This is a genomic window from Entomobacter blattae (genome assembly GCF_014672835.1).
Taxonomy (GTDB): domain Bacteria; phylum Pseudomonadota; class Alphaproteobacteria; order Acetobacterales; family Acetobacteraceae; genus Entomobacter; species Entomobacter blattae.
Map to the genome: position 1 here is coordinate 2,411,466 of NZ_CP060244.1, position 26,542 is coordinate 2,438,007.

At 44.2% G+C, this 26,542-nt stretch carries 26 protein-coding genes and 1 pseudogene; 12 read left to right on the plus strand and 15 right to left on the minus strand.

From position 1 onward, the window contains the following. Positions 1-51: 51 nt before the first annotated feature. Together JGUZn3_RS10865 and JGUZn3_RS12520 are read left to right on the plus strand one after the other, a co-directional pair. Positions 52-918: an NAD(P)-dependent oxidoreductase gene (locus JGUZn3_RS10865; protein WP_203413527.1), complete on the plus strand. Its 867-nt coding sequence runs from the start codon at positions 52-54 to the stop codon at positions 916-918. A gap of 314 nt (positions 919-1,232) precedes the next feature. Then, positions 1,233-1,376: pseudogene (locus tag JGUZn3_RS12520) on the plus strand (sensor N-terminal transmembrane domain-containing protein); the annotation flags it as partial. Positions 1,377-1,442: 66 nt separating this feature from the next. Here JGUZn3_RS12520 and JGUZn3_RS12525 read toward each other — a convergent pair. Beyond that, complete coding sequence (locus tag JGUZn3_RS12525) at positions 1,443-2,336, minus strand: squalene/phytoene synthase family protein (RefSeq protein ID WP_238996814.1); 894 nt, start codon at positions 2,334-2,336, stop codon at positions 1,443-1,445. Between the two features lie 157 nt (positions 2,337-2,493). Between JGUZn3_RS12525 and JGUZn3_RS10875 the strand changes: the two genes are divergently transcribed. From JGUZn3_RS10875 to pabB, 3 genes are all read left to right on the plus strand, one after another. Continuing rightward, a complete protein-coding gene (locus JGUZn3_RS10875; RefSeq protein ID WP_203413528.1) occupies positions 2,494-3,102 on the plus strand; it encodes a superoxide dismutase in 609 nt (202 codons plus the stop codon). 81 nt (positions 3,103-3,183) lie between these two features. Further along, positions 3,184-4,068, plus strand: coding sequence for a ribokinase (gene rbsK, locus JGUZn3_RS10880; protein ID WP_203413529.1), 885 nt, complete (start codon positions 3,184-3,186; stop codon positions 4,066-4,068). 30 nt (positions 4,069-4,098) lie between these two features. Then, positions 4,099-5,979, plus strand: a complete 1,881-nt coding sequence (pabB, locus tag JGUZn3_RS10885; RefSeq protein ID WP_203413530.1) for an aminodeoxychorismate synthase component I — start codon at positions 4,099-4,101, stop codon at positions 5,977-5,979. A 110-nt stretch (positions 5,980-6,089) separates the two neighbouring features. On the opposite strand, the gene JGUZn3_RS10890 is transcribed toward pabB, so the two are convergent. From JGUZn3_RS10890 to JGUZn3_RS10900, 3 genes are all read right to left on the minus strand, one after another. Then, the gene (locus JGUZn3_RS10890; protein ID WP_203413531.1) at positions 6,090-7,016 is read right to left on the minus strand and encodes a 2-hydroxyacid dehydrogenase; all 927 of its coding nucleotides are present in this window, start codon (positions 7,014-7,016) and stop codon (positions 6,090-6,092) included. 72 nt (positions 7,017-7,088) lie between these two features. Beyond that, positions 7,089-7,862 (minus strand): 2-keto-4-pentenoate hydratase, encoded by a 774-nt coding sequence (locus tag JGUZn3_RS10895; protein WP_203413532.1) that lies wholly within the window; start codon positions 7,860-7,862, stop codon positions 7,089-7,091. A 25-nt stretch (positions 7,863-7,887) separates the two neighbouring features. Next, positions 7,888-8,919 (minus strand): LacI family DNA-binding transcriptional regulator, encoded by a 1,032-nt coding sequence (locus JGUZn3_RS10900; RefSeq protein ID WP_203413533.1) that lies wholly within the window; start codon positions 8,917-8,919, stop codon positions 7,888-7,890. Positions 8,920-9,455: 536 nt separating this feature from the next. Here JGUZn3_RS10900 and JGUZn3_RS10905 point away from each other — a divergent pair. After that, complete coding sequence (locus JGUZn3_RS10905) at positions 9,456-10,838, plus strand: MFS transporter (protein ID WP_203413534.1); 1,383 nt, start codon at positions 9,456-9,458, stop codon at positions 10,836-10,838. 88 nt (positions 10,839-10,926) lie between these two features. On the opposite strand, the gene yajC is transcribed toward JGUZn3_RS10905, so the two are convergent. Beyond that, entirely contained in the window at positions 10,927-11,304 is a 378-nt protein-coding gene (gene yajC / locus JGUZn3_RS10910; RefSeq protein ID WP_238996815.1) for a preprotein translocase subunit YajC, read from the minus strand. Positions 11,305-11,403: 99 nt separating this feature from the next. On the opposite strand from yajC, the gene JGUZn3_RS10915 reads away from it, so the two are divergent. Next, entirely contained in the window at positions 11,404-12,279 is an 876-nt protein-coding gene (locus JGUZn3_RS10915; protein WP_203413536.1) for an ATP-binding protein, read from the plus strand. A 683-nt stretch (positions 12,280-12,962) separates the two neighbouring features. Beyond that, positions 12,963-13,091 carry a hypothetical protein gene (locus tag JGUZn3_RS12705; RefSeq protein ID WP_275402843.1) on the plus strand — a complete coding sequence of 43 codons (129 nt, stop codon included), beginning with the start codon at positions 12,963-12,965 and terminating at the stop codon, positions 13,089-13,091. A 62-nt stretch (positions 13,092-13,153) separates the two neighbouring features. Here the strand turns inward: JGUZn3_RS12705 and JGUZn3_RS10920 are convergent, their stop codons facing one another. Genes JGUZn3_RS10920 through tatB form a run of 4 tightly spaced genes read right to left on the minus strand, consistent with a single transcriptional unit; the run spans position 13,154 to position 16,283 of the window. Next, positions 13,154-13,306: a 50S ribosomal protein L23 gene (locus JGUZn3_RS10920; protein ID WP_203413537.1), complete on the minus strand. Its 153-nt coding sequence runs from the start codon at positions 13,304-13,306 to the stop codon at positions 13,154-13,156. 50 nt (positions 13,307-13,356) lie between these two features. Continuing rightward, positions 13,357-14,628 (minus strand): serine--tRNA ligase, encoded by a 1,272-nt coding sequence (serS, locus tag JGUZn3_RS10925; protein ID WP_203413538.1) that lies wholly within the window; start codon positions 14,626-14,628, stop codon positions 13,357-13,359. Positions 14,629-14,660: 32 nt separating this feature from the next. Further along, positions 14,661-15,461 carry a twin-arginine translocase subunit TatC gene (tatC, locus tag JGUZn3_RS10930; protein ID WP_203413539.1) on the minus strand — a complete coding sequence of 267 codons (801 nt, stop codon included), beginning with the start codon at positions 15,459-15,461 and terminating at the stop codon, positions 14,661-14,663. A gap of 3 nt (positions 15,462-15,464) precedes the next feature. After that, the gene (gene tatB / locus JGUZn3_RS10935; RefSeq protein ID WP_203413540.1) at positions 15,465-16,283 is read right to left on the minus strand and encodes a Sec-independent protein translocase protein TatB; all 819 of its coding nucleotides are present in this window, start codon (positions 16,281-16,283) and stop codon (positions 15,465-15,467) included. A gap of 42 nt (positions 16,284-16,325) precedes the next feature. Between tatB and JGUZn3_RS10940 the strand changes: the two genes are divergently transcribed. Next, complete coding sequence (locus JGUZn3_RS10940; RefSeq protein WP_203413541.1) at positions 16,326-16,652, plus strand: uracil-DNA glycosylase family protein; 327 nt, start codon at positions 16,326-16,328, stop codon at positions 16,650-16,652. Between the two features lie 553 nt (positions 16,653-17,205). On the opposite strand, the gene scpB is transcribed toward JGUZn3_RS10940, so the two are convergent. The 5 genes from scpB to JGUZn3_RS10965 all read right to left on the minus strand — a co-directional run bounded on the left by scpB (position 17,206) and on the right by JGUZn3_RS10965 (position 23,220). Beyond that, complete coding sequence (gene scpB, locus JGUZn3_RS10945; protein ID WP_203413542.1) at positions 17,206-17,886, minus strand: SMC-Scp complex subunit ScpB; 681 nt, start codon at positions 17,884-17,886, stop codon at positions 17,206-17,208. A 144-nt stretch (positions 17,887-18,030) separates the two neighbouring features. Next, complete coding sequence (locus tag JGUZn3_RS10950) at positions 18,031-18,849, minus strand: segregation and condensation protein A (RefSeq protein ID WP_203413543.1); 819 nt, start codon at positions 18,847-18,849, stop codon at positions 18,031-18,033. A gap of 56 nt (positions 18,850-18,905) precedes the next feature. Beyond that, complete coding sequence (locus JGUZn3_RS10955) at positions 18,906-20,063, minus strand: SPOR domain-containing protein (RefSeq protein ID WP_203413544.1); 1,158 nt, start codon at positions 20,061-20,063, stop codon at positions 18,906-18,908. Positions 20,064-20,066: 3 nt separating this feature from the next. After that, positions 20,067-21,860: an arginine--tRNA ligase gene (argS, locus tag JGUZn3_RS10960; protein WP_203413545.1), complete on the minus strand. Its 1,794-nt coding sequence runs from the start codon at positions 21,858-21,860 to the stop codon at positions 20,067-20,069. A gap of 172 nt (positions 21,861-22,032) precedes the next feature. Then, positions 22,033-23,220, minus strand: coding sequence for a deoxyguanosinetriphosphate triphosphohydrolase (locus tag JGUZn3_RS10965; protein ID WP_203413546.1), 1,188 nt, complete (start codon positions 23,218-23,220; stop codon positions 22,033-22,035). Positions 23,221-23,331: 111 nt separating this feature from the next. Here JGUZn3_RS10965 and JGUZn3_RS10970 point away from each other — a divergent pair, with 111 nt between their 5' ends. The 3 genes from JGUZn3_RS10970 to JGUZn3_RS10980 all read left to right on the plus strand — a co-directional run bounded on the left by JGUZn3_RS10970 (position 23,332) and on the right by JGUZn3_RS10980 (position 25,947). After that, complete coding sequence (locus JGUZn3_RS10970) at positions 23,332-23,700, plus strand: HesB/IscA family protein (protein ID WP_203413547.1); 369 nt, start codon at positions 23,332-23,334, stop codon at positions 23,698-23,700. A gap of 159 nt (positions 23,701-23,859) precedes the next feature. Further along, complete coding sequence (xth, locus tag JGUZn3_RS10975; protein WP_203413548.1) at positions 23,860-24,666, plus strand: exodeoxyribonuclease III; 807 nt, start codon at positions 23,860-23,862, stop codon at positions 24,664-24,666. An 819-nt stretch (positions 24,667-25,485) separates the two neighbouring features. After that, on the plus strand, positions 25,486-25,947 hold the full coding sequence (locus tag JGUZn3_RS10980; RefSeq protein WP_203413549.1) for a CBS domain-containing protein: 462 nt from the start codon (positions 25,486-25,488) through the stop codon (positions 25,945-25,947). A 237-nt stretch (positions 25,948-26,184) separates the two neighbouring features. Here JGUZn3_RS10980 and JGUZn3_RS10985 read toward each other — a convergent pair whose 3' ends face one another. Then, complete coding sequence (locus tag JGUZn3_RS10985; protein WP_203413550.1) at positions 26,185-26,499, minus strand: ArsR/SmtB family transcription factor; 315 nt, start codon at positions 26,497-26,499, stop codon at positions 26,185-26,187. Positions 26,500-26,542 lie beyond the last annotated feature (43 nt).

Genomic DNA, 26,542 nt, shown 5'->3' on the forward strand with positions numbered 1-26,542 from the left:
TTTTTATAGACCCCATATGAATGGTTATAACATTTGCTGGAGGGTCACATCATGGATGCTTTTGAAACAATAGGCTTTATCGGCTACGGTGCCATGGCCTCTCGCATGGGGGCTAACCTTAAAAAAGCGGGGTATTCCATTGTGGCCTACACACCTTCTGGCAAGGGAGGAACAGATACCACTATTCCATTTTTCTCCAGCCCCAAAGCGGTAGCGGAAAAAACAAACTGTGTTATTATTTGTGTTCCTAAGGATTGCGATCTGGCAACTTCCACCTATGGACCAGAAGGCGTTTTTGCCGGACTAAAAAAGGGTAGCTTGGTGATTAACACCAGTACCGTTTCCCCAGAAGCATCGGAAACCCTTTACCATTACGGTAAAGACCGTGGGATTGATGTTTTAGATGCTCCTGTTTCAGGCAGTACGCCAGAGGCAGAAGCAGCACAGTTAATTATTCTGGCTGGTGGTGAAAACCAGGCTTTTGAAAAAGCCCAACCTATTTTTAACCACATTGGACGCATTGCTCTTCATGCAGGCCCTGCCGGACATGGTGCACGGTTGAAACTGGTGGTTAATGGTATAATGGGGGCAACCCTTGCGGTTATCGCAGAGGGCGTAGCCTATGGTGAAGCCTCCGGTATTGAAAGGGATACGCTCTATCATGCCCTCTCAGAGCTTGCTGTGATTTCCCCCCATCACAAACGTAAACTTGGTCTCGCACAGAAAAAAGACTTTTCTCCCACATTTCCTGGCTCATTAATGCTTAAAGATATGGGCCTTCTGATGAATGCAGCCCTCGCCGTTAAGGCAGCCCTCCCCACTATGGCAGTAGCAACACAACAACTGACCCGTTCAACCAAAGCTTATCCCACACAAGATTATTCTGCCCTTTTAGGGCTTGTGGAAAAAGAAGAATAAAAAACAAGCCCTATAAGACGGTGCTCTGTGGGTTAAGGGGGCCATTTTCTTTATCTCTCTTACATTCTCTATCCTATTTAATCATTCTCTGTCCTATTTAACCTATTGAATTTTCTACCCTCAAAGCCTCTCGCTAATCTTCAGCTCTGCAATAAATAGTCTTTTGAGCCAAAGTTTTAACAGGCTTCTGGCCTGCAATCAGCATTATTTCTTCATAGGCGGAGTCCAGTTCTTCTAATCCCTACCCGCTTTACCTACACTTCTCGCTTTGCCTACACTTCTAGTAAGAATACTCTTTTTGGAAGCGTCGTAGAATTAAGGTTTTTTCTCCTCTTCTTCGACGTATTCTGCTTGTTAATATTATCCCTCTTGCTGTTTTAGTTGTTACCCTGCTTTATCTTAACCAATTTCAAAGCAGCCTGATTACCGCAGAAGTTACAGCTTTAAGGGAGCAGGCCTCAAGAATTCCTCCCTCCACGATACCCCTTCTCTCGCTGCCCACATGTAGGCAGTCTATAAGCAGCTTAAGGGTTTTTGCTCACATAGGCTGCAAGAACCGCCAGCCAATCTCCTACATTCCGTCTTTTTTGCCAACCTCCACTTCTCTTCCCCCTCTGATGACCAAGAGGATGACCGGGAGGGTTCATTGAGCGGTTTAAATCTCTCCTGGCAAGGGCTAAAGGCAGCCACGGCATTATCTCCTTCCGAGAAAGAGCATAGGAAGGTTGCTTCTTCAGCAGGTCCAATGCGCGCTTTTTCACGATCATTTCGTAAGCGGTTGCCATTTCTTCAGGAATTCCTTTTTCTGTGGCCTTCACTCGATCAGAATGCCATTCTTGCAAAAAAACCTCTGGCAAAAAAAAACGCCCAGCTTTTAATAACGAAAATAAGAAACGTCTCTGTCGAGCCATTTCAAAAATTGTTCCAGCATGGCTGGCCTGCTCAAGGGCAGACTTTTCCTTTACCCCTAAAATTTCTGCCAGCAAGGCGTGGAGAAGCCCCGCACTGGCCTGAAGGGTATTCTGCCAATCGTCCCAGCTATTAACCCCTTGTAACTCTTGCTCCACCGCTTCGATCATGGCCAGAAGAGAAGAACGATGCACTTTTTCCATAGCGAGCATCTCAAGCAATGGCTTGGCCACTTCATGATATTCGCCCTGCCCCTCAAGAGTTTCATACCACCATTGTAGCCGTATAAAACCCGCCATCGCTCCATTCCGTTCATAAGAATGGCGGATATAGGTTGCTTTTAACATTTCATGATAAAAAGCAACCAAAACAAAACACTCTTCCCTTTTTTCCTGGGGAGCACACACTATACAAAAGAATAGATCTGGGTCTGCGTTGCGAACCAATTGACCACAAGGTGAAAGATTTTGCGAAAAAAATAATTTGTTTTTAGCTGCGTTATCACTCATATCATGTTAGACTTCTGTAAAGGAAAACGATTTATTTCTTTGCTCTATAAAAATTACCTGACATTCTTGCCTCTCATCATGCCTCATCCCACAAAGTTGGGGCAAAGGGGCTGTACCAGGTTTTCTTGTTTTAAAAGCTTTTAGGAGATTTAATAGTATGACTTTTGAACTTCCAAACCTTCCCTATGCAGCCAACGCCCTTGCTGCACGCAATATGTGCCAGGAAACTCTAGAGCTCCATCATGATAAGCACCATCAGGCCTATGTTACCGCTCTTAACGGGTTTGTGGAACAAAACGCCTCCTTGCAGGGTAAAACATTGGAAGATATTGTAAAGCTTTCTTATAACAAGCCAGATATGGCTGGCATTTTTAATAACTCAGGCCAGCATTGGAACCATATTATCTTCTGGCAGTCCCTTTCTCCCCAAGGGGGAACCATCCCTAGCAAACTGGCAGAAAAAATCAAGGCTGACTTTGGCTCCGAAGATAGCTTTAAAGATGCTTTCCGCAATGCTGCAGCCACACAGTTTGGTTCAGGCTGGGCTTGGTTGGTGCTTGATCCCTCTGGGAAGCTGAAGGTTACAAAAACTGCCAATGGCTCAAATCCCCTTGCTGAAGGCCATGGGAAAGTTCTTCTGGGGCTAGATGTGTGGGAACATTCCTATTATCTGGACTTCCGTAACCGTAGACCTGATTATATTCTTAACTTCCTGAATCAGCTGGCTAACTACGAATTTGCTGAAGCCCAGCTCTTGGCAGCCTAAAATTTTTACCAAAGCCTGGTTTTTTCAAAAACCAGGCTTACTGATTAACATACCCTTTGCCCCCAAAAACAGGATACGGATATGGTTACGCATATTTTGGTTATCGGTAGCCTGAATATGGATATGGAAGTAGATGTTGAACGTTTCCCACAACCAGGGGAAACCATTATCAGCCGTAATTTTTCTATGTCCTTTGGTGGAAAAGGAGCCAATCAGGCTGTTGCAGCCGCACGACTCGGTGGAAAAGTCAGTATGCTTGGTGCCGTGGGCGATGATGAATACGGCACACAGATTCTTACCAACCTTGCCCGTAACAACATTGACCATACCCTTGTAAAAACACAGAAAGATCATTCTTCTGGAAAAGCGATTATTACCCGTAGCCGCGGACAAAATACGATCATGGTTATCCCTGGAGCAAACCACAGCATAACAGAGCATGATCTTGATGCCGCTAGTGTGTTAATTGAGCAGGTCGATGTTTTGTTAATTCAATATGAATTGCCAAAAGAGGTGATCATAAAAGCCATCAAGCTCGGCCATCATTACAATAAAACTGTCATTGTCAATCCTGCTCCTATGCTCTCCCTCCCCCAAGACATCCGCCAGCAGGTTTCATATTTTATTCCTAATGAGCACGAAATTTTCTCCCTGGCCCAATATCATACCCAAACACCAGAAGAGATCATTCTCTCTTGCCCTGCACGTATGATTATGACGTACGGGGAGAAAGGCGTTCTTTACAGTCTAGACCAAAAACAGGTAGAACAACTACCCGCTCCGAAGGTTAATACTATCGACACTACTGGGGCCGGAGATTGTTTTTGCGGAGCCTTTAGTGTTTTCCAGAAAACCTATCCCCTAAACCAAGCCATTGAACGAGCGATAAAGGCTTCTGCCCTGGCAGTGACCAAACCTGGTGCGCAATCAGCCATGCCGTATCTAGATGAGCTCTCCTTCGATTAAAAAATCTCCTCCTAAAGCTGTCCTATACCGATGCATCATCCCCACTCTTCTGATGTTTTTCTCCTTTTTGATGATCAAATAAAGGGAACAAGCCAGCTTTTTTCTAACCCCCTTGTAAAAATCTCCTGCCAGCGTCCGGAAGAGCTTGTTGGCTGTCTACAAAAAATGGACTCTCTACGCCAGAAAGGGTGGTTTTTGGCCGGCTATCTCTCTTACGAAGCGGGTTACACCCTTATGGAATTTCCCAAAACGCTTCATCCTACACGAACTGCCAGCACACCTATTTTGGAATTTTATGCCTTCAAGGCTCCACAATTTCTTACGTCTTCTGAAGTAGAAACCTTTCTTCTTCAGCAAAGCTCATCACATGCTTCAAAATTAGCCTCTCCTCCTGTTATCACCAATATCCATGCTGGGGTAACGTTTGAAACTTACCAGCAAAATTTTCAAAAAATTACCCAGGCCCTTCTTAATGGAGAAATTTACCAGATCAATTATACCTTTCCCCTGCATTTTCAATTTCAGGGGGCTTTCTCGACCCTGTATCAAAAATTACGAAAAACCCAAAAAACAGCTTATAGTGCTTGGCTTTCATTACCTGATTATTCCATTATTTCTCTCTCACCAGAGTTATTTTTTAAAAAACAACACCACCTCATTCAAACACGTCCCATGAAAGGAACCATACAAAGGGGCAAAGATCAGGCTGAAGATTTGCATCTTCAACACACCATGCTTGCCGATAGCAAAACCCAGGCTGAAAACCTGATGATCGTTGACTTATTACGGAATGATCTCTCACGTATCGCTCAAAACCATTCGGTGAAAGTTGAACAGCTTTTTAAAATAGAAACTTACGAAACCCTTCATCAGCTGGTTTCTTCCATCACAGCACACATCTCCCCTACCCTCTCTTTACAGGAAATATTAAAAGCGCTTTTCCCCTGTGGGTCAGTAACAGGTGCGCCTAAATACGCCGCCATGAAACTGATCAACCATTTAGAAGCAGCCTCCAGAGAAGTTTATACAGGCGCTATTGGCTATATTACGCCTGATAATGACATGTGCTTTAACGTTCCCATTCGCACCTTATTTATTAAACAGTCCGGTCATGGCACTATGGGGATAGGAAGCGGCATTGTTATGGATTCTGATGTGCAGAGCGAATGGAAAGAATGTTTTCTAAAAGCAGATTTTCTAAAAAAAACCAATAACAGCTTTCAGCTTATCGAAGCTCTCTACTTGCCTTCTTTTACAAAATCCACTTTTCAAAGAGTGCCAAATCACTTATTGCGGCATTTAGAACGTCTTAAAAATTCGGCCCAGGTTTTTGGCTTTACCATGCCAGAGGAGCCTATAAAAAATGCCCTTCTGGATTTCTGCCAAACTCTTTCTTCTGCGGCTCAGAAAATTCGGTTAACACTGGATCAAACAGGGCATTTTACCCTCACAGCCTCGGTTGCTGAAGAGCCCGTAGGTGTTCAACTCATTCGTATAGAGCTGGAGGAAAAGGTTTCATCTACGGATATTTTCCTTTACCATAAAACCACCCACCGCCCACTTTATACAAAATATTGGGACCTATGCCAAAAACAAGGCCTTTATGATTGCCTGTTTATAAACCAGCATCATATCATTACGGAATCAACCCGGCACAATTTTTTTATAAAACAGGGGGACATCTTTTACACCTCTCCTCTCTCCTCAGGCCTACTGGATGGTATCACCAGAAGGCTTCTCCTCGAGCAGAAGCAAAATATTTACCGGGAAAAAAACCTTACTTGTCAGGATATCCTCAATGCAGATGAGCTTTATCTGACCAATGCGGTAAGAGGGATGGTTAAGGTAAAACTATGCCCACAAACCCTTTTTGAGCTCACTCAACTGGGCTATAAAAAAGTAACAGCTTGAATCAAATACCCCAAGTTTTAACCCCATAAAGAGGCTTTTTTTCAAAAGACTCCTATGGGGTTTTAACAAGCTTAGGAATAAACCAGCTGACTTAAATAATAGCTGTTCATTTAAACGACAGCTGTTAATAATGGCTTACCTGCAAAATGGTCTTCCAGATTTCTAAAAACCAAATCACCCATGGCAAGGCGTGTTTCACGGGTTGCGCTAGCCTGATGGGGAGAAATCACCACATTGTCCATAGATTTTAACTCTGCTGGCACATTGGGTTCATGCTCAAAAACATCAAGTGCAGCACCCGCTATGGTTTTTTCCTGCAAAGCCTTCACAAGGGCTTTTTCATCCACCACACTTCCACGGGCTACGTTAATAATCACTCCCTCTGGGCCAAGGGCCTCCAATACTTCCTGGTTAATGGTATGCAGGGATTTTGGGCCACCACTGGCAGCAATAAATAAAACCTTAACCTTTTTAGCAAGGTCAACCAGATTGGGAACATAGACATAAGGAACGTCATCATGCGAACGGGGATCAAAATAATAGATACTCCCTTCAAAAGGCACCAGACGTTTGGCAATATTGCGCCCAATATGGCCTAATCCCATAATACCGAACGGTTTCCCACTGACGGTTCTCCCCAGTGGCATGGTCTCTTTTCCCCATTTTTCAGCCCGTATAAAACGATCACCAAGTGCAAGGTTTCTTAAGAGCGAAATCATTAAGCCAATGGCCATATCTGCAACATCATTGGTTAATACCCCTGGTGTTGTGGTGACCCGTACCCCCCTGGCCTTTGCTTTCTCTAAATCAACAGCATCTGTTCCCACGCCATTGATAGCAATAATTTCCAGATTGGGAAGGGCATCAAAAATTTTCGGTGCCAAACCACTCCCACCACCAGTCGCAACGCCCTTTATCCGTTCTGCCAGGGCTGTATCAGGAAGATCACCTGTATAATGATGAACCTCAAAAGCCTCATTCAAGCGCTTTTCAATTTCAGGCATCATACGTTCTATCTGAAGAATCACAGGCTTCATTCTAAAAATCCTTTTTTGTAATACTTAGTTTAAAAGATACCATAACAAAACCAAAAAATTAACCGCTTTCACCTATCCTGGAAGAGAAAGTGACAACGTGCCGACATGCTCAAACTGCGCTGTAATTTTTGACCCTTTTTCCACAAAAATCGTCCCTGTGGTAGAGCCTGTCGTAACGGCTGTGCCTGCAGGAACACACTCTTCACTTTCCAAGGCATGATTAACAATCCAAGTGAGGCCCCTGATTGTATCGCCTGCAGAATTTCCCCCCTTATGCTGGGCTCGAATCTCACCGTTAATAGTCAACGTAATGGGCTCTTCTACCGGAACCAACGTTTTCCAATTCTCCATGGGCTTTCCAATAATCAAGGCCCCGTGGCTTCCCTGATCGGCCTGGTTTATAAAAAAGGTCTGCTTTCCCATATCGACAAAACGGGTATCAACCAGCTCAATAGCGGGATGAACAGTGGCTATGGCTGCAAGAATATCTTCAGCAGTGTAAGGATTTTCCCTTCTGAGAAAGGTTTTTCCAAAACGGTAGACAATCTCGGCCTCAACCCCCACTTTATAATAATCCCGGACATTCACACTTTCTACATTTTCAAAAAAAGTCTGATTCCATATGGCGGCCCCGAAAGGCTGGCCATCAGGTTTGGGGGCACCCACCTTCCAGGCAACAATCGGACCATACCCACTACCTAGCAACGCATGGGCAACCCCATTTTGTATGGCAAACATCTCTTCCCAGCTCTCAGGAATTCCCCCCTCAGGAAGAGAAGCCAACTGGGTATGGGTTTTTCTAGCTTGCAATAAGGCTTTTATAGAAATTTCAGGGTTAAATGACATCGTAAAATGACCTTGTTTAATATAGTTATATTGCCCCACAAGATTGCCGAATGACTAACCTGGTAGGAAGTGTAACACGTTCGAGGGGTAAGGCCCGGTTGGCAATACGGCGCAACAAGAGCCTTCCTGCGACCTCTCCAACCTCTTGGGAACGGGTAGAAACTGTCGTCAAGGCTGGCCAGATAGAATCCGCAATAGGGAAATCGTCCACTCCGATCACACTAAAATCTTGTCCTGGAATATATCCCTTTGCATGCAGGGCATTCATAACACCGAGTGCAATAAGATCGTTAAAGCAGATTGCCGCTGTGACAGAAGGGGCACGTTCTAAAAGCATATCCAGCCCTTTTGCACCTTCATAAACATTCAGAGCAGTGGGAATAATATAGTCCGTAGAAAGATGTTCTCTTTTCATGATCCGAATAAAACTCTCCAACCTCTCCTGTCCTGCAGATGTTTTCGAGGACCCTCCTATAAAAGCGATATGGCGATGATTAAGGCGGATAAGATGCAAAATAGCCAGTTCTATCCCTTGGGCATAATCTGCTCCCACATAATCCCCTTTTTTCTCGTTTATTCTGCGTAGCACCTGCACATAGGGCATATTCAGCCGTTCTAGCTCATATAAAAGGGTTAAGGGTGTGTTGATCGCGGGGCAAAAAATCAGACCATCCATATTATGCTCTTTAAATCTCTGCAAAAGGTAACTCTGACGCTCAACAGAGTCTTGGCTATTAGCCAGAAACGAAAAATAATTCTGTTTTTGTAAGAAACAATCCAACCCTACCATCACCTCAGAGATGCTTGGATTGGCAATATCACATACCAAAAGACCAATAATCTGGGTTTTACCCTCACGCAATATGGCAGCACTGCGGTTATAGACGTACCCTAACTCTTCCATGGCTGCCTCAACTTTTTTACGGGTGTTAAAAGCAACCAATGGGCTTTTACGCAACACCAAAGAAGCTGTTGACCGCGAAACGCCCGCTTTTTGGGCCACCTGCAAAAGGTTAACTTTGCCTTTACGAGAAGAGTTATTATTGATTATATCCATTGATAAAAAAAACAGCTTTTAATTATAGGTGCTGTCTCCTTCTTAAGCTCTGCCTTTTACGCTTTTCTCCCTTCTGCCGTGGAGAGATAGAGATAAAAATTCCTCCACCCTCGGCAGAGGGCCCTTATAATGCTCTTACTCCTAATTTTGTACCGATCCAACAGTTTTTATTAAAAACACTCTTTTTTGTTTTTAGGCTTTACCTCTTTTTCCATAAGGCACAAAATACCCTTAAATATCTAATGGTTTTACCATTATGGTTATTCTTCGTTTCTTTTTATTATCTCTGTTGAAAAATGATGCTTTCTCCAAAACTCGCTAAAATGTGAGCACTTTTTTCTTGTATATTGGATCGATCCGTATTTGAGTAATAAGAAATCGATTATTAATTTTACACAAACTGAGAATCTAACAAAGCCAGAACTAAAACACGCCATTAGTAAGATCCTTTAATTTTAGTAGGTATTTTCCTTAACTACTTTATTCAAAATCTTGTTCCGCATTGTTTTAATTCTCAAAACTTAAAGAGTTTTTAGATGAACGACCCATCTCCACAGCTTCACCAACAGGCACCTGCCGAGGTATCTTTATCTGCCATTAGGAAAACTGCCTTAAGCAGTTCCTTTGGCAGTGCGTTGGAATATTACGACTTTGCTCTTTTTAGCCTAGCAGCTGCCCTTGTTTTTAAGCCTCTTTATTTTAATTTTCCAAAATGGGGTATTGTCTTTACCATGGCAACTTATGCCCTGGGCTTTGTTGTTCGCCCGCTTGGTGGGATTATCTTCGGCTATATCGGAGACAGAGTGGGCCGAAAAACGGTTCTGGTTTCTACCATTACCCTTATGGGGCTTTCTACCGCTTGCATTGGCATAATTCCTACCTCGCAACAAATTGGATTATGGGCACCTGCCTTACTCATTTTCCTGCGTATCCTGAATGGTCTTGGTGCAGGAGCAGATCAAGCAGGGGCTGCTATTTTGATGACTGAGCTCTCACCAAAATCAAAACGTGGCTTTTATGCTTCTCTTCCCTTTATGGGAATCCAGATTGGTACTGTAGCAGCTTCTCTTCTATTTCACTTTCTTTTTAATAACTATTCTGCCGAAGTTGTGGTTTCTGGTGGTTATTGGCGTATCCCTTTTGTAGGAAGCTTGCTTATCCTGGTTGTTGCACTTTACCTACGTCTCACCATGAAAGAATCCCCTGTCTTCGAGAAAGCCCAAATCAGTAAAAAAGAACCGCTTTCCCTAAGCCAGCTTCTGGTTACATCCAAAAGAACCTTGCTCCGGGGTATTGGGTTGCGCCTTGCCGAAAATGGTGGATCTTCTATCTATCAGGTTCTTGCCCTTTCCTTCATTGTGGAACAAGTCCACACTTCCAAAGATACCGGGGCTCTATCCTTGGTTCTAGCAGCTATCGTGGGAGCCTGTATCGTTCCCATTGCTGGAACACTGACAGATAAATTTGGGCGTGTAAAAGTCTATCGGGCGTTTGCGATCATGCAATTTATTACTGCCCTGCCCGCTTGGTGGCTATTTACCCTTAACAACCATATTATTACCTTTATGACCCTAAGCTTTGTGCTTGGCTGTGCAACATGGGGAATGTTTGGCGCTCAAGGGGCCTTTATTCCAGAAATGTTTGGAAGCCGCGCCCGGTATACTGGCGTTTCAGTTGCCCGAGAAGCTTCAGCCGTTATCGCCGGTGGGATAGCCCCCCTCGTTGGAAGCCTTATTATCCACTATACAGGCCAAATGACAGGCCACCCAATATTGGCTTGGGTTCCAATTGCCCTTTATCTCATGATCTTGGGCGCCTTTACCATCTACACAACATTTCAAATTCCAGAAGTTGCCCAAAGGGATCTTAGTGATCCCAGAGATGCGATCGACGCACCAGATAGCCTGATAAAAATCTAAACACTCATATAAAAAGCTCCCATAAAAGGGAGCTTTTTATAATTCTAAGTTTTTATAACCCTAAGACTGTTTTTAGGGTTTATTCAGGTTATTTCTTTTTTTGGCTAGCGGAATCATTTGCAGGGGCAGGGGCCGCGGCGCTACTGACCACAGTTGTAATGGTGCTTTTAATCACCTTTACTTTTACCCCTGGAGAGATTTCAACTTCAATTTCATCAGAATCTTCTAAACTTTTTTGTACAACCCCAACAATTCCACCGGCAGTAACGATTTTATCGCCCCTGCGAATTTTATTAAGCTGCTCCTTATGTTCCCTGGCTTTTTTTTGCTGCGGGCGGATCATAATAAAATATACAATAGCAAAAACACCCAAATATGGGACAATGGCTAAAAGGGTTGAGCTATTAAAGCCTCCTTCTGCGCTTTGGGCATAGGCTGGTGAAACAAAAAAATTCAATAGTTCCATTATTGCATCCATCTCCAACATTACTAAAATACAGTATCTCTTGTGAGTTGAACCATAATGGCCCAAATTCTTCCGTCAAGTAAGGAAAAGAAAAAACCGATGGACAATAAGACTTTATCGTCAATCATTCCATTTTTACAACGCATTGCCAGCAGCTTGGAACGCCTTGCTCCCCCTCCCCCCCAAGCCGAAACCCTCCACACAGGGACAGCCTTTCTCTGGCAGCCAGAACTTTCCCAGCTTCAGCGGATAGAGCATGTTGCCTATGTAGAGCTTGATAAACTCCAAGGAATAGACCAACAAAAGCAGCTTGTTATGGAAAACACCTTTCATTTCTCACAAGGGCTTCCAGCTAACAACACCATGCTATGGGGGGCCCGTGGCATGGGTAAATCATCCTTGGTAAAAGCCTGCCATGCTTGGGTCAATAGCCAAATTCACGAAGAGAGCAACCAGATTGTACTTATTGAAATTGAGCGCGATGACCTGGCCACCTTGCCCTTGCTCCTCTCCTTACTACGGCAAAGCCAAAGGCGTTTTATCCTCTTTTGTGATGACCTCTCCTTTGAGAAGGAAGATGCTGACTATAAAGCTCTTAAATCCGTATTGGATGGAGGGATTGCCGGCAAACCTGCCAATGTGCTTTTTTATGCAACCAGTAACCGCAGGCACCTTATGCCACGTGATATGATTGAAAATGAGCGCTCTACAGCTATTTCCCCTTCTGAAACTATTGAAGAAAAGGTCTCACTCTCTGACAGGTTTGGTTTATGGATTGGCTTTCATAACTGCAGCCAAGAGACATATCTGGAAATGGTCAGCACCTATGCTAAGGCTCGATCGCTTAATATAGACCAGACCACTCTATTTCAAAAGGCCAATAGCTGGGCTGTAACCAGAGGGGCTCGTTCTGGGCGGGTCGCCTATCAGTTTATAGAAGATCTCACCGCACGCCTCCACGAAAAACACCTATAAATTTCCCTCTCATCAAGATCTTTTCCTCGCGTGCTTATAGCAAGATAAAGGAAGCAATAAAACGAAAACGGTCAAGCCTTTATTAACCAGAAAGAATATTAACTTGGCTCAATGAACTAATGTGCTACCCTATGTTAATCGAATAGAGGGTTAATACCGTGCGAGCTAAAGAATTAAAGACAGAAATCAAAACCTATCATTCCTCATAGGAGAAAATATCCTCGTTTAATAAAGCAGTATCGCTCCTGATCAAAAAAGGTCTTGAGATGGTAAAAAGTGAATAGCCTATAACCAAACACAGGCTATTTCTCTTTATCGGGTAAGGAAATCGCCGATAAAATCATAAAAAATTATAAAAATAGTTTTATACCATCAATAACCACAAGTCCCTTATACTGCGTGATATGATTAGAAATGAGCGTTCTAATGAATCATGAACGTTCTACGACACCCTCCTTCTGCAAAGAGCGAAGAATCTCTTGCTTTCCGATCCCTTTAGCTTGTGGATTGACGTTCATCATCAGCTTTTTCAGGCGAAGCACTAAGAATGCAGGCGATATTGCCTATCATTGTGGAACCTTTTTAAAAAGACCCCGGCATTATTTTCCCAGAATTGTTTTCTCAGAATTGTTTTCCATGAAGTTGCCCTAAAACGGGATTGCCTTAAAACTCGATGAACCTTTATGCGTCGCTGTTACTGGTCATCAGCTTGGGCTATACTGCCTGATTTTCCAACCTCGGCTATTTTTATTTTTCACGAATTTATTGCCCCCTCTTCTACCGCGCATGAGCTTTCGGCCAGAGAACAGTAAAAATGAGATTCCCGCTAAGCTCGCTATTCCCCAAAACTCTGATCGAGGCAGAACAGAATAGGTCATGGTCTTTTTTTGACGGTCAACAAAGCCTTAACAGCAACGTTAATGTGTGGTTTGGCCGCATAGAGCGCAATACGAAATACAACCTGGCTCTTTTCCGAAAAGACAGTAGCCTTTTCAGTAATCAAAGATGCATGGATCATATCAAACATCTGCTATTCATCGTTCCTTAAAGGAATATATCCCTTATTGTAAAGAGCGCCTATTCTCGCCCGATAACACTCTCATCGCCCATATAAGGTCGCAAAACCTCTGGTATGGTAATGCTCCCATCATTATTCTGGTAATTTTCCATGACAGCAATAAGGGTACGGCCCACTGCTAGCCCAGACCCATTAAGGGTATGAACAAAATCAACACTTCCATCTGCCTTACGATAACGGGCATTCATGCGGCGCGCCTGAAAAGCTCTGGTATTGGAACAGGATGAAATTTCCCGCCACGCTTTTTGCCCCGGTAACCAGGCTTCAAGGTCATAGGTTTTGACTGCACCAAACCCTGTATCCCCCGAACAGAGAAGCATCCTACGGTAAGGAATACCCAAGCGTTCCAGCACTGTTTCTGCGCAACGGGTCATTCGCTCATGCTCTTCTTCACTATGCTCTGGCGTTGTTATGGAAACCAACTCAACCTTTTGAAACTGGTGTTGACGCAGCATGCCACGGGTATCCTTACCGGCCGCTCCAGCTTCACTTCTAAAACAAACAGAAAGGGCCGTAAGGCGTTGGGGAAGCCTATCAACCGCAAAAATCTCGCCGCCCGCCATAGCTGTAAGAGAGACCTCCGCCGTAGGGATAAGCCACATGCCTTGCTCCGTTCTAAAGGACTGGTCTGCAAATTTAGGCAATTTATCAGTTCCATACATCGAGTTGGCATTCACCAATACCGGAACTGAAACTTCCGTATAGCCAAACTCCCTGGTATGAAGATCTAGCATAAACTGGCCCAAAGCCCTTTCTATACGAGCAAGGTGACTCCTTAATACCACAAAACGAGCCCCGGAAATTTTTCCTGCTACCGCAAAATCCATTTCATCGAGTGCTTCACCCAGTTCAAAATGTTGCAGGGGGATAAATGAAAAATCTCGCCGCTCACCAACCTGATGGATTTCCAGATTATCAGCCTCATCTTTCCCATCGGGCACAGAAGGGTCCAACTGGTTCGGCAGTTCTGAAAGAATAGTGTGAATCTTGGCATCCAGCTCAGCTGCGTTTTGTTCCAAGGCCTCCATATCATTGCGCAACTGCACCGCCTCAGTCTCTAAGGTAGAACTATCAAGCTTGCCTCGTTTAAGAATACCAATTTCCTTGGCCAGGGCTTTACGACGTGTTTGTTTTTCCTGTACGGCTGTAACGGCACTTTTCCTCTGGGAATCCAATGCCAGGATTGCTTCTGCTATAGGTGGCATGCCCCTTCTGGCCAAGGCGTTATCAAACCCTGATGGATCCAGGCGGAGTTGACGAAGATCATGCATGGAAGGCCTCTTTCTTTCTCAACATCTTTTGGTTAGGCATTTTCCCCTGGCTTGTCTGTGGGGGCAGAAACAAGGCGGGCGCTAATAATGGAAATTTCATATAGCACAATCAAAGGAAGTGCCAATCCTGTTTGTGTAATAACATCCGGCGGTGTTAAAATGGCAGCAATAACAAAAGCCCCGACATAGGCATATCGACGAAAACGTTTCAGCATATCAGCTGTCACAATCCCCACCCGAGCCATAAGGGTTAAGGCCACTGGAAGTTCAAAAGCAACCCCAAAAGCCATAATCAACCGCATAACAAGAGAGAGATACTCCGAAACTTTAGCTTGCAGTTCTATTTGCATTCCCGCTTGGGACCCACCCATGGTTTGAAAGGAAAGGAAAAACCGCCAGGCAAAAGGAAAAACAAAATAATAGGCCAGCGCTGCACCTGCTACAAAAAGCACTGGTGTTGCAATAAGAAAAGGCGCAAAAGCCTTTTTCTCACTTTTATATAAGCCTGGAGCTACAAACATCCATAACTGAATGGCAACCATTGGAAATGAGAGAAAAGCCGCCCCAAAAAAGGCCACCTTAATATAGGTAAAAAAGGCTTCATAAAGGGCTGTATAGATAAGGTGCGGTTGCTCTCCTTGTGCCCGCATGACCTCAGCTAATGGTCGGGCAAGAAAAAGATACAGGTGTTGAGAGTAATAATAACATAGCCCAAAACAGATAACAAAAGTCACCAAAGCCCATATCAACCTCCGCCGGAGTTCCATAAGGTGCTCAAGTAATGGCATGGGGGTATCATGGATGGCATCATCCTGACTTTGTGAAAAGCTCATCTTCTATACCCGTCCAGAATGCCGCATGTCTTCAATAAAGGCAGCCTGGGATGGCGGAATGAATACAGGCGGTGGTGGCGCCTTCCGATGGCGCTGAAGACCCAGTGCCACTTCAGGAGGGATAAAAACCGGTGCAGGATCCTCTTCCTGCAAGCACTGTATATCTTCCTTACTCAGCTCTCCCTCTACGCCATAGGCAGAAGCATATATATTTTGCACCTTTCCTTCCCCCTCATTGAGAACACCATATTCATCAACATCAAACCCTGTGACCAACCTGTTATCCTCTGGAAGCATGGAAGGTCTCCCTTTATTATGCCCATGATGCGAAATGTGATTCTCTGCCTGATCTGGGGCCTGATCTGGGACAAGGCTATCGGGTAACGGGTTTTGGGCAGCCAGACCAATGGCCATAGGCTTCGAGATCACTTTAGGTTTATAATCTATCGTATTTTCTGCTGTACCATGTGTTTCAACCTGTTTTTGGGAAAGGTCTTCAGCAAGGTTAGGAGAATGAAAAGCGGTATGAGCGGTAGGGATATCCTTGAGAGACTGTTCAATACTCCCATCTTCATCAAGGGTTTTAAGGATTTTGTTTTTAACGTTCATATTTCTCAATTCCCGCCATTGATCACGAGCTTCTTCAAGGTCTGCCTCTTTTACCATTTCATCAAAATGACCTTGAAATTCAGCCATCATTCTTCGCACCTTTTTTATCAAGCCTGTAACAGTACGAATAGCTATAGGCATATCTTTCGGGCCAATTAAAATCAGGCTGACAATCCCTATAAGCACAAGCTCAGAGCCAACAAAATCAAACATTTCTTCCTGTGTCCCCTACCCATATTTTGGTAAGAATACCCTTTGCCACCTTATTCCATCCCCCCACTAGACCCTTCTGGTTTTAAACCCGTGTTGGATTACTATAACGCTCCTATCCAACCCTGGGGAGACGAAAAAAGCACTTTTCTTATTGTTGGGTTGGCCCCAGGTTTAAAAGGAGCCAATCGAACAGGTCGTCCCTTTACAGGAGATTACGCTGGGGAACTGCTCTACTCTACTTTAATAAAGTTTGGTTTTGCCAAAGGTCATTACCTTGCTTCCCCCGATGATGAACTGACCTTAACAAACTGCCGTATTGTGAATGCCGTTCGGTGCGCGCCACCTCAAAATAAGAGCTTTCCACGCTAAACATCCTGGCTAAGCATCCTGCCAAACCAAGCCAGAATCCTATTTTTACTGGGAAACTCTCCCTATAATTTATTATCCACCTTACCCATAATACCTTCCACGATAATCAAGGCTATTTAAGGCAAGGCTGCGCAACTTTCTACCCATCGAACAACATACCAATGCCTTGAACCACATCTCTCTATAGAAGAATACCCCCCTCATGGGGTTTAAAAAACTTCCTAACCTTACTGCATCAAGCCAAATACAAATACGGACTCTTCTCTCTATGGGCTCCGCACATAAGACCACTCTTCATTCATCTGATCATTTAAAACTATAAACGATGCAGCCACAATTATTATTTTTATTTTCTTTTCATGCCCTATTTCACTCAAAGGCCTGTCTTTTCCACCAAGAAGCCCATCTTTATAACCTATCTAAAAGGCACCTTCCCTCAATTTTGGTAAAGTTTTGAACACTTCATATGGACTTAATCATTACTTCTTATTTTCTTCTTCCCATTCGGTTAAGAGACTATTGCAAAGGCCTAGGGCATAAACCCCAACAGCCATCACCCCTTTTCATGATTTTCATTTTCGTGGTCTTCATTTTCATTATTTTCATTTTCATGGCTTTCAAGGGGGTGCTCATCTCCGGGTTGATCCACCAAAAGTTCTTCGCGTTTTGGAAGGTCCTGCAAGCTTGTTAGCCCAAAATGCTGTAAGAATATTTCTGTTGTCCCCCACAAAACTGGCCGACCAGGAACCTCTTTACGCCCTTTTGAAACAATTAACGACAGTTCCAATAAAAGATCCATAATTTGGGTATTAAGACTTACCCCCCTTATCGCTTCAATATCAGCCCGAGTACAAGGCTGATGATAGGCAATAATTGCCAATGTTTCCAAAGCCGGCTTGGTAAGCCTACGAGGTTTTTCAACCACTTTAGTGAGGTAAGAAGCAAGATCCGGAGCGGTGCGAAACTGCCAACCTTTTCCAACAGGGACAAGGGTGATACCCCCTTCTCGATATTTCTGCTTTAAAACCTCTAGCAACTGCTCCACATAACTCATGGGATCACCCCCCTCAGCAGGGAGCAGGCCATGTCTCTCAAACACGGCCAGTAAGGCCGCCTTGGTCATGGGTTCTGAGGCAGAAAACAAGGCTGCTTCCATTACCCTTATTCCTTGAAGGGCCAAAGCATCATCGGGCAAAGGAACAGAAAAAATGGAGTCTTGCCTGTTATCTTCCATTAACGGTCTCTTCCCCTATTCTCTTCTTCCACGCGCTATGCTTCATAGAAACGCCTTCCATAGGAAAACTGCCAAGGCCTTTTGTTTTTTTCCGAACTCCAATCCATTTCTTTTGTATAGACATTTCTTCCGTATAGACATTCCCTAATTCTTTTTAAATGAACGAAGTAAAATCATGCCAAACTCTTCTTCCTGATGAATCTCCAAAACACCACTTCGTGCCATTTCCAAGCTTGCTAGCAGTGTTCCTGCCATTGCTGCCCGATATTTCTGGCGTTGCGTGGTATCTTGCCTGGTATCTTGGGTGGGCTCGTTGGGTACAAACTCCTCAAGCTTGTGCCAGGTAAGAACAGGCTCCTCACCTGCAAAAAACACATGCAGATATTCTAGCGCTTCCTGCACTGTCCAGAAAGAAAGCTGACGGGGTTTATAGGGACGTTTTGCAACTCGTTTACGCATCACCGAAAGATAGGCTTTTAATAATTGCGGTAGTGAAACAGCCAGACCTGCATAGGCATAAGCCACGTGCTCTTCCGTTGAGCCCGCCACAAATACCTCCTGACCCAGCTGCGGGCGATGACCTAACCAGTTTGCCACCTTGCTGATATGGGAATATTCAATGACCTGAGCCTGTAGGAGAGAAGCTGCCTCTTCCCCTTCAAGCTGCTCCTCCTCGTTAGAGGGTAATAAAAGCCGAGACTTTAGCCAAGCCAACCAGGCGGCCATCACTAGCCAGTCGGCTGCCAGTTCAAGGCGAATAACCTGCATATTGGCAATAATAGCCAAATATTGTTCAACCATTTGCAAGATGGAAATATGGCGTAAGTCAACCTTTTGCTGGCGGGCAAGCTCCAGCAAAAGGTCTAAGGGCCCCTCAAACCCTTCCAGCCGTACACAAAACTCAGAAGGGTCTGATGTTTCTTGAGTCTGCAGAACCAATTCAGGAACACTCAAGCCGTCCATTTCCCCTCTTCACCCTTGTTCACCCAACAAAGCGCACTTCTATAGCCTATAAAACTTTAAAAATTCGCTACCGTACAAAAAGCCCCTTTAGTGCTTATTTGACGACAAAATTCTGCAGCCTGAGCAGAGGTCAGAAACCCTTTAGTGCGTAGGCGGTAAAAAGTTTTTCCATTACTGGAGATCTTCTGGATCACAGGAATGCGCCCCTCCATCAGGTCCGGGGCTTTGCTTTTCAGCTGCTCCCATGTTTTTTGGGCTGTCTCTGCGGAATTTAAAGCCCCAAGCTGCACAGCATATTTGCCTTTATGAACAGGCTTTTCGGCTTTTTCTTCAGCAGAAGCAGCCTGTTTCTTTTCTGCCTCGGAAGAAGAGGTTTTTTCTTTCCCTTGGGTTTCCTCTTTACTCTGTATTTTTTCCTTACTCTGGGAACTCTCCTCCAAAGAAGACTGTTTGTTCAGAGTGTCACTTTTATGACTAGCCTCTTTTGGCGTATCTTTTGTGAGAAAGGACTCTTTCTCTTTTGAGTCCGTTTTTTCGGAAATATTTGAAGACTCTTCAGCCCCTTTTTCTGAAGATTGCCCTGGATGCCCCGTGTTCTCCTCAGGCTCCTTTTTATCAGATGCGCCTATCTCCTTGCCTTCAGAGGGGGGAATATCTTCCGTAGGAGAATCAGAACCCGTTTTTTTCTGATCTGCCCCAGTGAGTTTATTATACTGGCTTGAGAGTTGCTCTGGGTGGGGTGTTTCTGGCGGCGGCGCAAGGATAACCTTATCACTACTGGTATCTCCAATAGCGATCATCCCAGAAGGCTGCATTCCCCCTGGGTTGGCAGGCTTAACCTTCACAGGCATTGCTGGCGGGGCAAAAATAGGAACACCCCCTTTATGCCTTACAAAAATAGAACTGACCCCAAAGGCTACAACGACAACGCCCATTACCCCTAACAGACCGTAAATAACCTTGCTGGCTGAAATCCCTTCGGGCAAGAGATCAGAGAGAAACCCACCCCTGGGCCTACGATCATATTCCACTTCATTCTCTTCATCGTCGTAAGAGATTCCCATACGTTCACGGGAAAAACCCGAAGATTCTGGGGGAAGATGAAGAGGCCTGCCTTCTCCATTTCCAGAGTAGGGCGGGGGCTCTCTTTCGCCTTCCTCTTTTGAGGGAGGTCTTAAATTAGGATCCTGGTAGGGAGAGTTTGAAGGAGCCATCTGTTACATTTCCTCTACTGGGTCAACACCAAGCACAGCAAAGCCAGAGCGCAAAACTATAGCCGTTGCCATAACAAGCATGATACGCGGCAAACTCGCTGTATAATCATCGCTCTGAATAAAACGCAACTGGGTATTATCTTTTCCACGGTTCCACAGACCATGGAAAAACGCCGCCAAATCCATAAGATAAAAGGCAACACGATGTGGTTCACGGGTTGCAGCGGCCGCCTCTACCAAACGCGGCCACTGGGCAATATGCTTAATCAGGTTCATTTCTGCCTCATCATTTAAAAGGAGCAGATTGGCTGGAGATGCGTCTTCAACCAAGAGAATATCGGGCCAAACGTCCTGAGCACTCCTGAGAATAGAACAACACCTCGCATGGGCATATTGCACATAAAAAACAGGGTTATCACGCGTATGAGCCACCACCTGGTCCAGATCAAAATCCATTTGCGCATCGGCCTTACGGGTCAGCATGGTAAAACGCACGGCATCTTTTCCAACTTCATCAATTAAATCGTGTAAAGTTACAAAAGTGCCCGCCCGCTTGGACATTTTAACCGGCTGGCCATTCCTGACCACACGAACAATCTGGCAAATCACAGCTTCAAAATCAACAGGCTTATCAGCGGGCCTGTCGTGGGAAAGCGCCTTAACAGCTGCCCGCATACGGGCAACATACCCACCATGGTCAGCGCCAAGCACATCAATAACGATATCAGCCCCTTGCTGGATCTTGGTATTATGGTAACCAATATCATTGGCAAAATATGTATTAGAACCATCTGCCTTGCGTAAGGCCCGGTCAACATCATCCCCAAACTGGGTAGCTTTAAACAAGAGCTGGGGGCGCTCTTCCCATTCCTCAAGCTGTTTACCTTTGGGCGGCGGCAATATTCCTGTATACAGCAAGCCTTTGGCCTGGAGCTTGTTAATGGCAATCTCCACCGCACCACCAGCAAGAACAGCTGCTTCACTTGTAAAAACCTCATGGTAAACACCAAGGCTTGAGAGGTCCTGGCGAATACGGGCCATCATATAATCCAAGGCCATTTCCTTAACAGGGGCAAACCATAGATCGACCGGAGCTATCTTGCCTTCTGGAGCAAGGCTTTGATCATATTTCTGTTTAAGGGCCTCTCCTACCTCAATAAGATAGTCCCCCTTATATTGAAGCCCGCCAGGAACATCTTTTTCGAATACCTCATCAGAAATAGAAAGACCAATGGCCTGAAGATAACGCCAATAAGCAGCCCAGGCCAAAGCGTTTACCTGAGTTCCAGCATCGTTAATGTAATATTCCTTGGTGACCTTATAACCAGCCTTATGCAGAATATTTGCCAAAACATCACCTACCACTGCCCCCCGACAATGGCCTACATGCATTGGCCCGGTTGGATTAGCTGAAACATATTCAACATTCACTACAAGGTTTTTAGGAGTTTCTGCATGGCCAAATTGCTCTTTTCTGGCCAAAATTGTGGGAATAAGTTGCAGAAAAACAGAAGCTTCAAGGGTTATATTCACAAAACCTGGCCCGGCTACTTCTGCGCTTTTGATTGCTGGAACCGAGCACAGGCCTGCTGCCAATTCACCAGCAATTTCTTGAGGCTTACGACCAGCTGCTTTTGCTGCCACCATGGCGGCATTGGTAGCCATATCCCCATGGGCGAGTTCTCGTGTTGGCACGAGCTCTACCCTTTTAAGGATATTTTCAGGCAGATCGGGTATAATTTTTTTTAACACGTCAAGAACGTGTTCATGAAAACTGGCATAGATATTTTCTGACATAACCGCTATTTTTCTTTTATCCTAAAACCCGACAACCCTAAAAGTCGCTATCTAAAAAAAAAGGTAAACCCCTTCTCAACAGACCCTTTGGAGAGAAGAAAACCCAAAAGACCAGACTGCCCTTTTACACTTTTCTACCCAACCATTCCAGTAGCCCATTCTTGGGAAAGAGCTAGGCTATTACGGTCATATCTGTCAACCGACGATGTTCATCCATGGCTGAGCGATCACTCATGCTGGCGATATAATCAGCAACCACACGGCAAACGCCATTCCTGCCCATAAGGGCATTGGCAGCCTTGGCCCGTTCGTTCCATCCATCGGGGAGAAGATTGGGATCAGAGGAGAGCACTTCAAACAGTTCATAAATAATCTTTTTGGCCTTTGCTGTCATACGCATTACCCGCCAATGCCTATACATACGGGCTTTTAAAAACTGGCGAATCAAACGGCTAGCCCTGGCAATAGGATCACTAAAGCCAACAACAGGCTTTTGCGCTGTTCGGACATCTTCCACCGAGCGGATATTCCACTCTTCAATATTTCTTTTCGTCTGCTCGGTCAGATCAAGCACAAGGATATTAATGACACGCCGGATCATTTCATGACGTATTCGCTGGTCGGTATCATAACGGCTAAGATCAGGCGTCCTCTGCTGCTTTAAAAGATCAATAACCTCTCCATAGACATCGCCTATAAGGGGCAGGGTTTGCATATCCTTAAAGCTCAATAGACCAGCACGCAGCCCATCATCAATATCATGACAATGATAGGCAATATCATCTGCAATAGAGGCAATCTGGGCCTCTAATGAGGCATAGGATTGCAAAAGCAAGTGATAACGCTGATCGATCTCCTGAATATAGAGGTTTGGTTTCTTTATGGGGCCATTATGTTTGACAAGCCCTTCAAGGGATTCCCAGGTGAGGTTTAACCCATCGAAAAAAATATAGCGCCGCTCAAGCTTGGTAACCAACCGAAGAGATTGTGTGTTGTGGTCAAAGCTGCCCCACATTTTCATAGCCTCTCGCAAGGCTTCCTCGCCGGCATGCCCAAAGGGAGGATGGCCTAAATCGTGAGCAAGGGCTATGGTTTCAGTCAGATCCTGGTTAAGGCCCAGATAACGGGCCACCGAACGCGCAATCTGGGCCACTTCAAGAGAATGGGTTAGCCGTGTTCTAAAAAAATCCCCTTCATGATTAATAAAAACCTGCGTTTTATACTGAAGAGTACGAAAGCCAGAAGAATGAATAACCCTATCCCTATCACGCTGCCATAAAGAACGGGCTGCACTTTCCTCTTCTGGGTAAAGGCGCCCCTTACTACTAGCCTTTTTAGATGCATAAGGCGCTTCGGCCATATTTTACTTTACCTGTTCTTTAAAATTTCTGTTAAGAGTAATATATACACCTATATCCCTTGAAAATGAAAAAATTAAGGGCTTTATTTTGACAAATAACTTCTATCCTTTATGTTCCCCCCACAAAAGAGGATCCCTATTGTGAATTTTTCAGTGACAGAAAAAGCCGCCTTACGAATTGAGCAGATTATCTCTGGCAAAAAAGCTGAGACGGAAAACGTTCCTTTTCTTCGGGTAGAGGTTCTTTCTGGGGGCTGTAATGGTTTTCAATACACTTTTAAGATAGATTCTACCCTTCATGAAGAAGATATTACCATTCAAGCGGGCAATTTTCTCGTTGTGACGGATCCTACCAGCATGACCTTTCTTGAGGGCGCTGAATTGGATTTTTCTGACAAACTCATGGGAGCCCATTTCTCTATCCGAAATCCGAATGCGTCCTCTTCCTGTGGGTGTGGAAGCAGTTTTTCAGTCGATTAGACCTTTTCTAAAAAGAGCTTCTCTCTTTTGTTCCTTTAAATATCATCCTCAAAAAACAAATCTTAATGAGACGCGGGGAGAGAGGTTCCATTCTGGTGCATAGCCATAGCCTGTGGTAAGATGTGGCTCCTTTTGGCTACCCTAATTTTGGAACTGACCATGAAAATTGCCACATGGAATGTTAATTCCATACGTCAACGTATAACCCGAGTAGAAGAATGGCTTAAGGACAAAAAGCCAGATATCCTCTTAATGCAGGAAATTAAATGTGAAACCCATCTGTTTCCCGATTCTGTTTTCGAATCCCTTGGGTATCAGTGCTACGTTTTAGGGCAAAAATCTTATAATGGTGTGGCTATCATCAGCCGCCTGCCTGCTCAGGCCAGCCTTTATGATCTTCCTCACTGGGAGAACCCTCACCAACAAACCCGTTATATAGAAATCACCCTTAAAGATTTTTCTTGCGGCCCCTTCAAGAACTTTCCCCTTAAAATAGGCAATCTCTATGCCCCAAATGGGAATTCTGGTGGTGAGGAAGGGTTAACCCACAAACTCTCTTTCTTTGAAAGCCTGTATCAATATACAAAGAGCCTCATGAATAAAAATGGCCATTTCCTCTTTGCTGGCGATTATAATATTTGCCCCACACCCTTGGACTATGCCCCTCAAGCCCTTTCAGAAAACGATGCCTTAAGACATCCCCTGGTGCAAGAGGCTTATAAAAAGCTTATTTGGTCTGGCTTAACCGACATTCTAAGAGCCCAGCACCCTTCTGAGCGGATTTATACATTTTGGGATTATCAAAAGCTTTCATGGGAACGAAATATAGGAATGCGCATTGATCATTTCCTTCTCTCTCCTACTCTGGCTGAAAATACCTTGTTCTCTTGGATCAATAAAGAGGAACGTGAGAAAGAAAAACCCTCCGACCATGTCCCGGTTATGTTAGAAATTCAAGAAAGTTGAAAAGGCCATTTCCTCTTTGACTTTCCCTCTGCCCTTACCCACCCCATCCCGTAAACCAACATTTCCTCAATGCTCATAAGCTTTAAATTTCCGTAGGCACCCTTTAACAAATCATAAGGGTATTTTGCTTAAAAAAGCCTCCTCTTTGCCCTCCCAAAAATAAGTATCTGGGTTTTCTGTAGGGCCTTTCTTGAAGAAAGGCTAAACCAAGCCCTAACAAAAGTGCAACCATTGCCATTGGCTTCTTACGCTTGTGTTTTGCTAGCACCCTGTTTACGAGAACCCTGATAGCCTTTGGAGGAAAGAGAGTGCCTTTTCTGCCCGATTGAAAACGCCCAATTGAAAATGAATAACCAAGCTGCCTTCCCCTAAATGCCTGGAGGCTTTAGCGGCTATTCCTGCCTCATTCCATCATCCAGAGCCCATCCCTGAACACTAAAGGATATTGCCTTACCCCTCTGGATATATCCTAACGGGCAAAAGCTCTCTTTCTGCCTTACTTTTATCTTTTTGGCACTTTTAATTGGTAATTTTAAATTCTTTTCGATAGGTATGTTTTTATAATAATAACGATTTTATACCCTATAAAATTCTAATATTTTAAATGATTTTTTTAATATTTTCTTAGTATTTATGAAAAACAGATTTTTACCCCTTAAAGGCCTCATAACATTTACAATTGAGAATAAAATGAATGGCGTCTTGTTCATATTCCCACAGTTTTTTATTTAATTTTTTTATCTATACTTTCCCTCTTTACAGATATGAAATAACTGGAAATTATGGCATATCCCTTTTCGAAAATAGGACCTCAGTTTTATGTCTACAACACTCGCTCGCGACGTTATGACCCCCAATGTGCAATATGTTCATCCCTTTGACAATGTCTCCCAAATTGCCAAAGTTATGGTAAAAGCTGGTATTAGTGCTGTGCCAGTATGTGATAATGGCCACATTGTTGGGATTATCAGTGAAGGGGATTTAATGGCACCTTTTACCGAAAAAAGAAAATTGCAACGCGATTGGTGGCTTTCAATTCTGGCGGAAGGAACAACCCTTGCGAAGGATTTTCTAGAATATATCGACGCCTACAATCTCACCGCCCAAGACCTTATGAAAAAAGATGTTATCGTAGGACGAGCTGATATGACCTTGGCACAAATTGCCCAACTTCTCCAAGAACATCACATTAAGCGGGTTCCCATTGTTGAAAACGGCCTTATGGTGGGGATTGTTAGCCGTGCTGATCTCATCCGCTCCTATGCTCACGGCCATTCATAACATGATTTAATAACGTTCTCATTTTACAATATTCTCCAATCGCCATTGAAAACAACCCGTTATACAAGGAAACTATTGATCCTTTTTAACGGGCTTGCCTTTTTTCTCTCGTTCTTTATTTTTTAACAGAAAGCATAAGCATTGAAGAACGGTATAATGATAAGATGAGCCTACACTAAAAAATTGAAAAACCTCTACATCTGTAAAAACGGTATTATTTTACCAAAAAATTTAGACCTATAAAAGGATTTCCTTCAGAAAGGAATAAAATTTCTGAATAGTTTCCTCATCTCTTTTATAATATGTCCATGGGCCAATACGTTGAGAGGTCACAAGACCTGCTCGTTGAAGATTAGCCAGATAAAGCGAAACCGTTGATTGAGAAAGCCCAGCTCTTTCCTGAATACAGCTGACACACACACCAATCTTTTCTGGATCCACCTTGTGGTCTTTAAGCTCAAAATGCTCATAAGGAGTCTTCAGCCAATGAAGGATTTCCATGCGAACAGGATTATTAAGTGCTTTAAATATTTCTTTTGCCTGTTTTTCCATAAGCTTGACCTTCACCCATTATACCTGCCCTTTAACATACAAT